At 71.1% G+C, this 11,490-nt stretch carries 14 protein-coding genes; 3 read left to right on the top strand and 11 right to left on the bottom strand.

The window, feature by feature from the left end; genetic code table 11:
- Positions 1-61 precede the first annotated feature (61 nt).
- Positions 62-448 (top strand): hypothetical protein, encoded by a 387-nt coding sequence (locus tag ACWEMY_RS05120; RefSeq protein ID WP_375930351.1) that lies wholly within the window; start codon positions 62-64, stop codon positions 446-448.
- Here ACWEMY_RS05120 and ACWEMY_RS05115 read toward each other — a convergent pair.
- From ACWEMY_RS05115 to ACWEMY_RS05090, 6 genes are all read right to left on the bottom strand, one after another.
- Entirely contained in the window at positions 445-660 is a 216-nt protein-coding gene (locus tag ACWEMY_RS05115; protein WP_452388965.1) for a hypothetical protein, read from the bottom strand. The genes ACWEMY_RS05120 and ACWEMY_RS05115 overlap by 4 nt on opposite strands.
- 56 nt (positions 661-716) lie before the next feature.
- Complete coding sequence (locus ACWEMY_RS05110; RefSeq protein ID WP_452388964.1) at positions 717-989, bottom strand: hypothetical protein; 273 nt, start codon at positions 987-989, stop codon at positions 717-719.
- On the bottom strand, positions 986-1,423 hold the full coding sequence (locus ACWEMY_RS05105) for a hypothetical protein (RefSeq protein ID WP_452388963.1): 438 nt from the start codon (positions 1,421-1,423) through the stop codon (positions 986-988). The genes ACWEMY_RS05110 and ACWEMY_RS05105 overlap by 4 nt, the downstream gene beginning before the upstream one ends.
- A gap of 233 nt (positions 1,424-1,656) precedes the next feature.
- Positions 1,657-2,133, bottom strand: a complete 477-nt coding sequence (locus tag ACWEMY_RS05100; protein ID WP_452388962.1) for a hypothetical protein — start codon at positions 2,131-2,133, stop codon at positions 1,657-1,659.
- A gap of 32 nt (positions 2,134-2,165) precedes the next feature.
- On the bottom strand, positions 2,166-3,143 hold the full coding sequence (hemB, locus tag ACWEMY_RS05095) for a porphobilinogen synthase (RefSeq protein ID WP_452388961.1): 978 nt from the start codon (positions 3,141-3,143) through the stop codon (positions 2,166-2,168).
- A gap of 42 nt (positions 3,144-3,185) precedes the next feature.
- Positions 3,186-4,364 carry a serine hydrolase domain-containing protein gene (locus tag ACWEMY_RS05090; protein WP_452388960.1) on the bottom strand — a complete coding sequence of 393 codons (1,179 nt, stop codon included), beginning with the start codon at positions 4,362-4,364 and terminating at the stop codon, positions 3,186-3,188.
- 238 nt (positions 4,365-4,602) lie between these two features.
- Here ACWEMY_RS05090 and ACWEMY_RS05085 point away from each other — a divergent pair, with 238 nt between their 5' ends.
- A complete protein-coding gene (locus ACWEMY_RS05085) occupies positions 4,603-4,884 on the top strand; it encodes a hypothetical protein (RefSeq protein ID WP_375930372.1) in 282 nt (93 codons plus the stop codon).
- 56 nt (positions 4,885-4,940) lie between these two features.
- Here the strand turns inward: ACWEMY_RS05085 and ACWEMY_RS05080 are convergent, their stop codons facing one another.
- The 5 genes from ACWEMY_RS05080 to ACWEMY_RS05060 form a co-directional block, all read right to left on the bottom strand.
- Positions 4,941-6,512 carry a bifunctional uroporphyrinogen-III C-methyltransferase/uroporphyrinogen-III synthase gene (locus ACWEMY_RS05080; protein ID WP_375930375.1) on the bottom strand — a complete coding sequence of 524 codons (1,572 nt, stop codon included), beginning with the start codon at positions 6,510-6,512 and terminating at the stop codon, positions 4,941-4,943.
- Positions 6,509-7,540, bottom strand: a complete 1,032-nt coding sequence (hemC, locus tag ACWEMY_RS05075) for a hydroxymethylbilane synthase (protein WP_375930378.1) — start codon at positions 7,538-7,540, stop codon at positions 6,509-6,511. Before hemC ends, ACWEMY_RS05080 begins: the two co-directional genes overlap by 4 nt.
- Positions 7,537-8,958, bottom strand: coding sequence for a glutamyl-tRNA reductase (locus ACWEMY_RS05070; protein WP_375930381.1), 1,422 nt, complete (start codon positions 8,956-8,958; stop codon positions 7,537-7,539). The genes hemC and ACWEMY_RS05070 overlap by 4 nt, the downstream gene beginning before the upstream one ends.
- A complete protein-coding gene (locus ACWEMY_RS05065) occupies positions 8,955-9,824 on the bottom strand; it encodes a redox-sensing transcriptional repressor Rex (RefSeq protein ID WP_452388959.1) in 870 nt (289 codons plus the stop codon). Before ACWEMY_RS05065 ends, ACWEMY_RS05070 begins: the two co-directional genes overlap by 4 nt.
- Before the next feature lie 206 nt (positions 9,825-10,030).
- The gene (locus ACWEMY_RS05060; RefSeq protein WP_375930387.1) at positions 10,031-10,312 is read right to left on the bottom strand and encodes a glutaredoxin family protein; all 282 of its coding nucleotides are present in this window, start codon (positions 10,310-10,312) and stop codon (positions 10,031-10,033) included.
- Positions 10,313-10,400: 88 nt separating this feature from the next.
- Here ACWEMY_RS05060 and ACWEMY_RS05055 point away from each other — a divergent pair, with 88 nt between their 5' ends.
- The gene (locus ACWEMY_RS05055) at positions 10,401-11,426 is read left to right on the top strand and encodes an HAD family hydrolase (RefSeq protein ID WP_452388958.1); all 1,026 of its coding nucleotides are present in this window, start codon (positions 10,401-10,403) and stop codon (positions 11,424-11,426) included.
- The last annotated feature ends 64 nt before the right edge of the window (positions 11,427-11,490 follow it).

The following is an 11,490-nucleotide window of genomic DNA, read 5'->3' as shown; positions in this document are numbered from 1 at the left end:
GCTGCGGGCTGCTCTGCCGCCCCGGGCGGCTCGTCACCAGGTTTCAGCGAGAGGGTATTCCATGCGTTTCGGCGTCACCAGCACTGCCCTTGGCACGGGCTTCGTCGCGGCCGGGGTCCTGTTCGGCGCACCGGCGGCGGGCGCGCTCGCCCCGCAGATCCAGCCCGACCGGATCGGGGTGACGCTCAGCCACGAGGAGACCGTCGCGCTCGGCGCGGGCCCGATCCCGGCGGTCACGGCGATGTTCGTGCCGCCCGACCGGATCGGCGCGGGCCTGCACAGCGACACCGCGCTCTACCGCGACGAGCGGGGCGGCGTGCACGCCACGCTGCGGCAGGTGGTGACCGAGGCCGCCGGACATCCCGACGGCACCGTCAGCGTGTATCTCAACGCGCCCGGCACGCGCGGCGGCAGGCTGCTCGACATCTACCAGGCGTGGACCGGCTAGGTGTACATGCAGGGGATCTCGGCGGAGAGCGTGTGCAGCTGGCACATGATGCCGTTGTAGATCCCGCCGGAGCCGGTCTCGGGGGCGAAGCCGTCCGCGGCCGGTTCGGCGGACGGGGTCAGCGGCAGGCCGGGAGCGGCCTGGGCGGGCGCGGCGGCGAGGGCGAGTGCGGCGGCGGCCGTACAGATTCCGGCGGCGAGCTTGCTGATCATCGGTGTCCTCCTCGGTGCGTTCCGAACCCCAACGCACACATCGGAATTCGCTTCACTCAGTGCATCGGTTCGACCGGCCGAGGTGCTACAGAGCGCGCGGCGGCCGCGCGGGCGACGGCATCGATGACCAGCAGACCGGCGACGATCACCAACCCGGTGGCCAGCACGATCAGCGGCGGCACATACCGCACCGCCTCGAAACCCGGGTGCTCGTCGGTGCCCACGAATTCGGTGGTGCGCCGGGCATTGCCCCAGCTGTAGGCCGCGCCCGCCAGCAAGATCACGGCCAGGGCCAGTTCCGTCAGCGCCGTGACGATCCAGCGATTCATTCCCGCGATCCTGCCAGGGCGGTGGCCAGTGCGGCGCGCAGCCCGGTGTGGTCGATCGCCCACGCCCGTACGACGGCACCGTCGGCCAGGCGCAGGCCGATGCCGCGGCGGCGCCGGGGCATGCCGCTGAGCTCGCCGAGCGCGCGGGCCTCGGCGGCATCGTCGTCGTCGGCGGGCAGCACGGCCGCGATGCGGGCCACGGCTACGGATTCGGTGCCCTGCCGCAGTGTGTCGGGGGTGAGTTCGACCCTGGCGTGCGCGCGACCGGCGACCACCTGCAGTGCGGTGAAACCACCGAGGGCGAGGGCGCAGAAGCCGAGGGCGAAACCGTGCAGCGTGCTGCCGGTGGCCCATTCGACGAGCAGGATGACCGCGCAGAGGACGGGACCGTAGGCGACCGCGCGCCAGCGGGCGCCGGGTTCGGAGAACAGCATCACAGCGTCGTCGCGCCGCAGCGCGGTGGCGTCAGCCGACAATGCTCGGGAGCAGCACGAGTGCGATGGTGGCGACCACGAGCAGAACCATCAATCCGATGACCAAGCAATCGCGTCGCAGACTGTGGGGCTGCTGGATCACCACGCGCATCATTGCCTCCGCTCAGTGTGACCATCCTCACCATACACTGTGGCCGGTGAGCGGCCAACGACGTCCGGGGTCTACCCGGTGTTCACCGCTTGTTCAATTGGAAGTACCGCGTGGAGTCGGGGCGGAAACTCAGATACGCCGCGCCCGCGGCGAGCACGCCCTGCACGATCGCCGTCGCCCCGCTGATCATCGCGGCGGCACCGGTGACGGCGGCGATGTTGAACATCGTGGCGATCGCGCCCAGTGCCAGCCAGACGGCGGCCACCGTCAGCAGGGTGCGCGCCCAGGACTTGCCGCGCCCGAGCTGATGGGCGATGACCACCGTGAGGGCGCACACGAGCAGCCCGACCACCGCCGTGAGCACGAAGGCGGCCAGGATCAGTACGTCCACGGTCGAGGCGGGCATGTTCGGGTCGGTCTTGTGCATCTCGTCGAGGAACTGCTTGCTCAGGTCCCCGCGGCGGCCGTACATGGTGGCCACGCTCGCGCCGGTGTAGATCACGCCGAGGCCGGCCACGCCCCACCACAGCTGCCGTGCGGTGCCGACGTCCTCCGGCATCGGGAGGGATTCTGGTTTGTTCGGTGGAACGATCACGACAGCCAGTGTGCAGCCTCGGTCGCCCAGTAGGTGAGCACGATGTCCGCGCCCGCCCGCCGGATGCCGACCAGCGATTCCAGGATCGCGCCCCTGCGGTCGATCCAGCCGCGTTCGGCGGCGGCGGTGATCATCGCGTACTCGCCGGAGATCTGGTAGGCGGCCACCGGCACGGTCGAGCGGTCGGCGACGTCGCGCAGGATGTCGAGGTAGGACATCGCGGGCTTGACCATCACGATGTCGGCGCCCTCGGCCAGGTCGAGATCCAGTTCGCGCAGCGATTCGCGGCGGTTGGCCGGGTCCTGCTGGTAGGTGCGGCGGTCGCCTTCCAGCGAGGAGCCCACCGCCTCACGGAACGGGCCGTAGAAGGCCGAGGCGTACTTGGCGGCGTAGGCCAGGATGGCGGTGTCGGTGTGCCCGACGGCGTCGAGGCCGCGCCGGATCGCGCCGACCTGGCCGTCCATCATGCCGCTGGTGCCGAGCAGATCGGCGCCCGCCTCGGCCTGGGCCAGCGCCATCTCGACATAGCGGTGCAGGGTGGCGTCGTTGTCGACCCCGCCGTCGGGGCCGATCACGCCGCAGTGGCCGTGGTCGGTGAATTCGTCGAGGCAGGTGTCGGCCATGACCACGGTCGAGTCGCCCACCTCCTCGGCGAGCGCGCGCAGGCCGCGGTTGAGGATGCCGCGCGGATCGCTGGCCTGGCTGCCGGTGGCGTCCTTGTCCTCGGGCAGCGGGACGCCGAACAGCATCAGCCCACCCACGCCCGCGGTCACCGCCTCGACGGCCGCCTTGCGCAGCGAGTCCAGCGAGTGCTGGTACACCCCCGGCATCGAGCTGATCTCGCGCGGCTCGTCGATGCCGTCGGCGACGAACATCGGCAGTACGAGGTGGCGCGGCTCGAGCGTGGTCTCGGCGACGAGCCGACGCAGTGCGGGGGTCCTGCGCAACCGCCGTGGGCGGTCGAAAGCGGTCATATTCCGCAGAGTACGCCTGCGTGCCCGGCGTGGTCGCGCCGCCTAGGGCGCCTCGCCGGAGCGCGATAATTCACCCAGGATCGACTCGAACGCAGCAAACACCGGGGTGGGTCCGGCCGACCCCCAGGTCTGGTTGGTGAGCAGGATTCCGGTCACCGGTCCGTCGTTGCTCCAGGTGGAGCCGAGACCGCCCGCCCAGCCGTAGGAACCGGCGCGCGGGCCGTCCGGCAAGTCGGTGAGCTGGACACCCATGCCGTGGCCCCAGCCCGCGCTGCCGTCGGGATTCGGGCCGCCGCGCGCGAGCTGCTCGGCGGTGAGGTGATTCGTCGTGAGCGTTGTCACGGCCCGTTCGGACAGGACCCGCACGCCGTCGAACACGCCGCCGTCGCGCAACATCCGGGCGAACCGGTGATAGTCCGCGACGGTGGACACCAGCCCGTCGCCGCCGCCCTCGAAGGCCGGTGGCGCGCTCCACTGGCCGTCGACCGGATCGTGCACGACGCGCTCGCCGTCGCGTTCGGTGTAGTGCGGGCCGAACCGGTCGAGTCGTTCGGGCGGGACCCAGAAGCCGGTGTCGGTCATCCCGAGCGGGTCCAGCACGCGCTCGGCGAGGAACTCCGCGAACGAGGTGCCCGCCGCCCGGCCGACGAGGAAGCCCAGGATCGGCGCGCCGACGTGATAGAGCCAGCGCTCCCCCGGCTGGTACTGCAACGGCAGGGTGCCGAGCCGGGCCAGCCACTCGTCCCCCGGCGGGAGTTGCGCGGGTGTCGGCGGGCCCCAGCCCAGACCGAGCTCGCTCCAGGCGGCGTCGAACGGCTTGGGCGAGAAGTCGGTGAAGTCCATGCCCCAGCCGAGCCGGAAGGTGAGCAGATCGTCGACCGTGATCGGGCGCCGCGCCACGACGGTGTCGGTGACCTCGGCGCCCGGGTGGATGAGCACCTGACGGTCGGCGAGTTCGGGGAGCAGGCGGTCGACCGGTTCGGCCGGGTCGAGCAGGCCGTCGTCGACGAGGACGGCGGCGGCCGCCGCGGTGAGCGGTTTGGTCATCGAGGAGATACGGAACAGGCTGTCGGTGCGCACCGGCGCGGCGCGCGCCTGGTCGAGATGACCGATCGCGCCGGTCGACACCCGGTCGCCGACGGCGACGAGCCAGGCCAGCCCGAGCAGTTCGTCGGCCTCCACATGGGCGCCGAGGCGCCGGGTGATCTCCTCCGTTGTCATCGTGTCTCCTCCCCCGTCGACTGTGCCACCGAATCCTGGTGTCACTAGAGCACAGCCCACCGACAGACTCCCGGCGCAACGCCGCGCGGGGCCGGTGGATACGATCGAATCCGACTGGAGCTCAATGGCTTCCGCGAGCGGATCACGAAACTTGTCGGACCCCCTCGGTACAATCGAAAGCGTGTTCGAGGGTTCCCGGCGATCGGGGACGGGGACCCATTCGCGACGGGAGGACGCCATGAACGCCATTGCCGCAACGTCGAAGTCCGGATTCATCGCACCGTATGTGCCGCTGGAGAAGAAGCGGCTGCCCGCGGGCAGGCCGCGCCGCTGGTACATCGCGCACAACCGCAGGCTCAAGGCCATGCGGTTGACCATCGCGCTGCTCGACAGCGGGGTGTACCTGCCCAACCAGGCCACCAACGACACCATCCGCCGCACCGCCGAACAGATCGAGCTGCGGGCGCCCTCGGACGCCACCTGCCGGCTGGTGCGCACGCTGCTGCGCTACAGCCGGTGATCTCGATACGACGAAGGCCCGCCACGATGGGCGGGCCTTCGGGTCTCGTTCGCCGGCTAGCGGCTGCTGCTACGGCGGCTCTTCTTGCGCGGCGGCGGCAGCAGGCCCTCGGCGCGCAGGCGCGAGGCGTGCTCGGCCAGGGCCTCCACCAGGGGGCCCACCTGGGCGGTCTCGGGCTGCACGTCGACCCGCAGGCCGAACTCGATCGCGGTCTCGGCGGTCTTGGGGCCGATGCAGGCCACGATGGTGCGCGCGTGCGGCTTGCCCGCGATACCCACCAGGTTGCGGACCGTGGAGGACGAGGTGAACAGGACCGCGTCGAAACCGCCGGTCTTGATCATCTCGCGGGTCTCCGCGGGCGGCGGCGAGGCACGCACGGTGCGGTAGGCGGTGACGTCGTCGATCTCCCAGCCGCGCTCGCGCAGGCCCTCGGCGAGGGTCTCGGTGGCGATATCGGCGCGCGGCAGCAGCACCCGGTTGACCGGGTCGAACACGTCGTCGTAGGGCGGGAAGTCGGCCAGCAGGCCCTCGGAGGACTGCTCGCCGCTGGGCACCAGCTCGGGGTTGATGCCGAAGGAACGCACCTTCTCCGCGGTGGCCTCACCGACACAGGCGATCTTCACCCCGGAGAACGCGCGCGCGTCCAGACCGAACTCGGCGAACTTCTCCCACACCGCGCGCACCGCGTTGGTGGAGGTGAACACCACCCACTGGTAGCGGCCGTCGACCAGGCCCTTCACCGCGCGTTCCATCTGCGCGGGGCTGCGCGGCGGCTCGACCGCGATGGTCGGCACCTCCATCGGGATGGCGCCGTGGGTCACCAGGCGCTCACTCATCTCGCCTGCCTGGTCCTTGGTGCGCGGCACCAGCACGGTCCAGCCGTAGAGCGCCCGCGACTCCCACCACGACATCTTCGAGCGCTTGTCGACCTCCTTGCCGACCGTCACCACCAGCGGACCGACCAGCTCGGAGGCGGCGTTGTTGAGGGTGGCGAGGGTGGCCTCGATGGTGCGCTGCTGACGGGTGGTGCCGCGCACGGTCACCGCGACCGGCGTCTGCGGGGCCAGCCCGTGCTCCACCAGCGCGCTCGCGGTCTCGGCCAGGTGGCCGGAGGTGGCGTTGAGCACCAGCGGGCCCGGCGCGGCGGCCAGCGCCGCCCAGTCGACCTCGCCGCGCACATCGGCCTCGGTGTGCCCGGAGCCCAGCGCGATCCCGGCGTAGCTGGGCACCGCGGAGCCGTTGGGCAGGCCCGGCAGCACCTCGAACACCATGTGCGAGCGGGTCACGGCATTGACCTCGTTGATCACCGAATCGGTGGTCAGCGGGTCACCGGCGACGACACGCACCACGTCGTGGCCGTTGCGGGCCTCGGCGATCAGCGTCTTGGCCACCTCGGCGGGTTCGCCGAGGGCGGGCCGCACGTCGACCGGACGTTCGCCGTCCTCGTTCGCCTCGACCGCGCCGCCGATCAGCGCCAGCACGCCCTTGTCGACATCGGGATCGGTGAACGCCAGCGTCGCCCGCTCGAGCACTTCACGGGCACGCACGGTCAGCAGGGCCGGATCGCCGGGGCCGGAGCCGACGAAAAGGATCCGCCCTGGTTGCTTCTTGGTGGCTCGGCTGCTCATCGGTTGTTCTCCATCGGGCTGGAATTGGTGAAGTCTGTGGCCGGGGCCGGCTCGTCCACGCTCAGCAGAGCGCGGGCGCCGAGATCCAGCAGTTCGCGCGCGAGCGTGCGGCCGAGCTCCGCCGCGTCCTGCGGCGCGCCGACGATCGAGGCGCGCAGCACATCGGAGCCGTCGATCGCCGCGGCACAGGCCCGCAGCGAGAGCTCCTCGAAGATGCGCCCGTCCTCGTCGATCGACTCGACCACCTCGGCGATGGCACCGATCGGGGCGGTGCAGCCCGCCTCGAGCTCGCCGAGCAGCGCGCGCTCGGCGAGCACCGCGGCTCTGGTCGGTTCGTCGTCGAGTTCGGCCAGGATGGCGATCAGGTCCGGGTCGTCGCTGCGGCATTCCACCGCCAGGGCACCCTGTGAGGGGGCGGGCAGCATCTGCACCGGCTCGAGCGATTCGGTGATGGCGTCGGTGCGCCCGATCCGCGACAGGCCGGCGCGGGCGATCACGATGGCGTCGAGTTCGCCCTCGCTCACCTTGCGCAGCCGCGAGTCGATGTTGCCGCGCAGCGGGACGATCTCGAGGCCGAGTCCCAGTGCGCGCAACTGCGCGGCCCGGCGCGGCGCCGAGGTGCCGACCACCGCGCCCGCGGGCAGTTCGCCCAGCACCAGTCCGTCGCGGGCGACCAGCGCGTCGCGCGGGTCCTCACGGGGCGGAATGGCGGCGATGGTGAAGCGCGGGTCCTGCGCGGTGGGCAGATCCTTGTAGGAGTGCACCGCCACGTCGATGGTGCCCGCGGCCAGTTCGTCGCGCAGCGCGGAGGTGAACACGCCGACGCCGATCTTCTGCACGGGATCCGACGACAGGTCGCCGGGGGTCTTGATGACGACCAGCTCGGCGGGCTGGCCCGCCGCGATCAGCGCGTCGCGAACGGTGCCCGCCTGTGTCAGGGCGAGCAAACTGCCGCGCGTGCCGATCCGCCACGGCGCGCGAAGGCTGCCTGCGGTCACGGTGTCCTCTTCCTGCACTGTCGTGGTCATGCCGTTTCCTCCTGCGACTCGGTCATGCGGGCCTGCCCATCGCCGAGGTGCCCTGCGGTGAAGTCGTCGGCCAGCGCGGACTCGGCGGCCGCGACCTCCATCGGCGCGGCAACCGCTTGCACCGCACCGGGTTTGAGTTCGAACAGCTCACGCAGCGCTTCGGCGTAGCTGTCACCGCCCGGGGTGGACGCCAGCTGCTTGACCCGCACCGTCGGCGCGTGCAGCAGCTTGTCGACGACGCGGCGCACGGTGCGCGCCACCTCGTCGCGGGCCGGGTCGGCCAGGTCGGGCAGGCGCGAGTCGAGGCGGAGCAGTTCGGCCTCCACCACGTCGGCGGCGCGCTGGCGCAGCGCGGCCACCGTGGGGGTGACCTCCGCCATGCGTTGCCCGGCAAGGTATTTGGTGAGTTCGTCGGCGACGATGAGGCGCGCGGCGGCGGTGTCGTCGGCCGCGGCGCCCGCGGCCGGATCGCGCTGCAGCGATTCGATGTCGATGACGGCGACGCCGGGCAGTCCGGCCACGGCGTGTTCCACGTCGCGCGGCAGGCCGAGGTCGCAGAAGACCAGGGGCCGCTCGGCGGCGTCGGTACGGGTGCGGCCTGCGAGCGCGCGGTGGGTGTCGGCCAGGGTGACCACGGAGCCCACCGCGCCGGTACAGGTGATCACCACGTCGGCACCGGCCATGGCCTCGGTGAGCCGCGACATCTCGATCGCCTCGGCGTCGACGCCGTGCATGGTGCGCCCGGTCTCGGCCAGCCGCTGCGCGCGCTCGACGGTCCGGTTGACCACCATGATCCGCCCGATCCCTGCCCGCGACAGATGCGCGACCGCCAGGCCGCCCATCGCCCCGGCCCCGAGGACCACCGCGGTCCGGCCGCCGAGTTCGCCGACGATGCCGCGCGCCCGGTCCAGCGCCACCGACACCACCGAGGCGCCCGCCCGGTCGATCCCGGTCTCCGAGTGCACCCGCTTGCCGACCCGCAGGCCGTGCTGGGCCAGCTCGTGCAGGGTGCGCCCGACCGCCTGCTGGCCGTCGGCGCTGGCGTAGGCGCTGCGAATCTGGCTGAGCACCTGCTGCTCGCCGACCACCATCGAGTCCAGGCCGCTGGCCACCGCGAACAGATGCTCGGCGGCGGCCTCGCTGTAGCGCACGTAGGCGTGCTTGGTGAGATCGCCCAGCGGCAGCCCGGAGTGGCGGGTGAGCAGGTCGCTGACCTCGCCGAGGCCACCGTGGAAGGCGTCGACCACCGCGTAGACCTCGACGCGGTTGCAGGTGGAGACGATCATCGCCTCGGAGACGTGGCTGGAGGCGAGCAGCCGGTCGACCAGCTTCGGCCGGTCGGCCTCGCTGATGGCAACCTTCTCGAGCACGGAGACGGGCGCACTCCGGTGCGAAATCCCGACCAATAGAACGCTCATGGGGTGATCACCGATCCCTTGGTGCTTGGCTCCGTTGCCGAGTGGGGCGTGGTCGCGTGCGACGCGGTGCGTCGCTGCGGCCGGGCGCGCGCCGGTTCGACCGGCGCGGGATGCGTGAGGGCGGGATGGTTCTGCGGCGGCACCCGGCGCGCGACCCGGGCCGACCCGGCGCCGGCGGCCTCGGGCAGCGCGGGCGCGTCGTTGCGCGCGGCGTCGAACGAGAGCATCTGCAGTTCCATCGCCAGGTCGACGCGGCGGACCTCGACGTGGGCGGGCGCGCGCAGCTCGCACGGGGCGAAGCTCAGGATCGAGGGCAGCCCGGCCGCGACGAGGTGATCGCACACGTCCTGGGCGGCCTCGTCGGGGACCGCGACCACCGCGATGGTCGGGGCGAGGGCCGGGATCTGGTCGGTGAGCCGCTCGACATCGCGCACGACGAGACCGGCGTACGACTGGCCGATCACCGCCGGGTCGTTGTCGAAGATCCCGACCACGGTGAAGCCTCGTACCCCGAAACCGCCGTAACCGACCAGTGCGCGGCCGAGATTGCCCGCACCGATCAGCACCACCCGATGTCCCTGCGACAGACCGAGCACATCCTCGATCCTCGTGCGCAATTTGGCTACGTCATAGCCGACACCCCGCACACCGTTGGGTCCGAGGAAGGAAAGATCTTTACGCAGCTTCGCCGAATTGACACCCGCCGCGACAGCGAGTTCCTCACTCGATACGATGGCTACACCCTCGTCGGCCAACCCGGCGAGAACCCGGAGATAGGTAGCGAGACGAGTCACCGTGGCCTGCGGAATGTCCCGCTGAAGAGCCTTGCCGGAGACGCCACCGGGCGTCTCGTGCTGCTCTGTCACGTCGTCGGCTCCTCGTGCCGGGCCTGATCGCGGTCCGGTTCCTGTCGTTCGTTCACCGGGGTTGGTCGCCGCGCGGTGAGGCGGCGGCCGGTCCATGGGGGGCTGTCACAAACCCGGCCACCGCCGCTGCGTGAAGCGGCGGTGCGGATTGCGTGCCACCACCGTAACCGCTTGTGCAGGCGTTCACAAAGTCGGTGAAATTGGCCTCATTTTCCGCCGCGACCAGCGAAACGGCTCAGGTCTGCCCGCAAACGCGGCTCGTCGACGTCGAAATAGCTGTGTTCACGGCCGTCCAACAGGACCACCGGCAGCCGATCGCCGTACTCCGCGCGCAGGGCGGGGTCGCTGACCGCGGCTTCGTCCACATCGACGGTGTGCACCGGGAGACCGAAATCACCACAGATCGTCTCCAATTGCGCCAGTGCGATGGTGCACATACCGCAACCGGCGCGGGTCAACAGGGTCACGGTGGGTGTGGGATTCGTCATGACCCTTATTTAATCCCCGAGCCCGGCGCGGGTTGTCGGTGAATCCGGTTACTGTGGACATGGTTCGCGCGACTAGCGGAGGGTACTGGTGCCGGAACGTTCGAAGGTGACTAGGGCCGGATTCGTCGCAGGGCGATTCGGGGAGTTCCCTGCACGGTGGCAGCCCAGCCGCCTCGGTCAGGAGCTACAGGAGCAGTTCGCACGGCTGCCACGCAGCCCGTTCGGGCCGAGCGAGGAGGAGCTGCGCGCCAATCTGGCCGGTGAGGCCAGTGCCGACGCCGCGCTCACCCTGCACGACGCCGAACTGGCCGAGCAGGGCGAGGACACGGGCCCCGAGGTCCCGCGCGACCTCACCGCCGCCGCGTTCTTCGACGTCGACAACACCCTCGTGCAGGGTGCCTCGATCGTGCACTTCGCCCGCGGGCTGGCCGCACGCAAGTATTTCAAGACCTCCGACCTGGTCGACGTCGCCTGGAAGCAGGTGAAGTTCCGGGTCACCGGCAAGGAGAACTCCTCCGACATGGCCTCGGGCCGGGAGAAGGCGCTCAGCTTCATCGCGGGCAGGCCCACCGCCGAGCTCGCCGCGCTGGGCGAGGAGATCTACGACGAGATCATCGCCGACAAGATCTGGCCGGGCACCCGCGCGCTGGCCCAGATGCACCTCGACGCGGGCCAGCAGGTGTGGCTGGTCACCGCCACGCCGGTGGAGCTGGCCAATGTGATCGCCAAGCGCCTCGGCCTGACCGGCGCGCTGGGCACCGTCGCCGAGAGTGTCGACGGGAAGTTCACCGGCCGCCTGGTCGGTGACATCCTGCACGGCCTCGGCAAGGCGCACGCCGTGCGCACCCTGGCCATCCGCGAGGGCCTCAACCTCAAGCGCTGCACCGCCTACTCCGACAGCCACAACGACGTCCCGATGCTCTCGCTGGTCGGCACCGCCGTCGCCATCAACCCCGATTCCGACCTGCGCGAGGTCGCCAAGAACCGGGGCTGGGAGATCCGCGACTTCCGCACGGGCCGCAAGGCCGCCAAGATCGGCGTCCCGACCGCCCTCGCCCTCGGCGCGGCCGGCGGCGCGGTGGCCGCGGCAGTGGCTCGTCACCGGGATCACTGATTAGTTGGAGCGCTGGCGCGCTCGAGGTCGCGGCCCCTGGAGGGTCGCCGGTCAGGCACCGTTG

The organism is Nocardia sp. NPDC004415 (genome assembly GCF_053602435.1).
Note: the sequence above shows the minus strand (reverse complement) of the source record. Positions and strands in the feature narration are given on the sequence as shown.

Coding starts and splice junctions, on each gene's coding strand:
- ACWEMY_RS05080 (WP_375930375.1), bottom strand. CDS start 6,512: ATGAGCAGCCGAGCCACCAAGAAGCAACCAGGGCGGATCCTTTTCGTC.
- hemC (WP_375930378.1), bottom strand. CDS start 7,540: ATGACCACGACAGTGCAGGAAGAGGACACCGTGACCGCAGGCAGCCTT.
- hemB (WP_452388961.1), bottom strand. CDS start 3,143: ATGACCGCTTTCGACCGCCCACGGCGGTTGCGCAGGACCCCCGCACTG.
- ACWEMY_RS05100 (WP_452388962.1), bottom strand. CDS start 2,133: ATGCCGGAGGACGTCGGCACCGCACGGCAGCTGTGGTGGGGCGTGGCC.
- ACWEMY_RS05115 (WP_452388965.1), bottom strand. CDS start 660: ATGATCAGCAAGCTCGCCGCCGGAATCTGTACGGCCGCCGCCGCACTC.
- ACWEMY_RS05070 (WP_375930381.1), bottom strand. CDS start 8,958: ATGAGCGTTCTATTGGTCGGGATTTCGCACCGGAGTGCGCCCGTCTCC.
- ACWEMY_RS05120 (WP_375930351.1), top strand. CDS start 62: ATGCGTTTCGGCGTCACCAGCACTGCCCTTGGCACGGGCTTCGTCGCG.
- ACWEMY_RS05110 (WP_452388964.1), bottom strand. CDS start 989: ATGAATCGCTGGATCGTCACGGCGCTGACGGAACTGGCCCTGGCCGTG.
- ACWEMY_RS05085 (WP_375930372.1), top strand. CDS start 4,603: ATGAACGCCATTGCCGCAACGTCGAAGTCCGGATTCATCGCACCGTAT.
- ACWEMY_RS05060 (WP_375930387.1), bottom strand. CDS start 10,312: ATGACGAATCCCACACCCACCGTGACCCTGTTGACCCGCGCCGGTTGC.
- ACWEMY_RS05105 (WP_452388963.1), bottom strand. CDS start 1,423: ATGCTGTTCTCCGAACCCGGCGCCCGCTGGCGCGCGGTCGCCTACGGT.
- ACWEMY_RS05090 (WP_452388960.1), bottom strand. CDS start 4,364: ATGACAACGGAGGAGATCACCCGGCGCCTCGGCGCCCATGTGGAGGCC.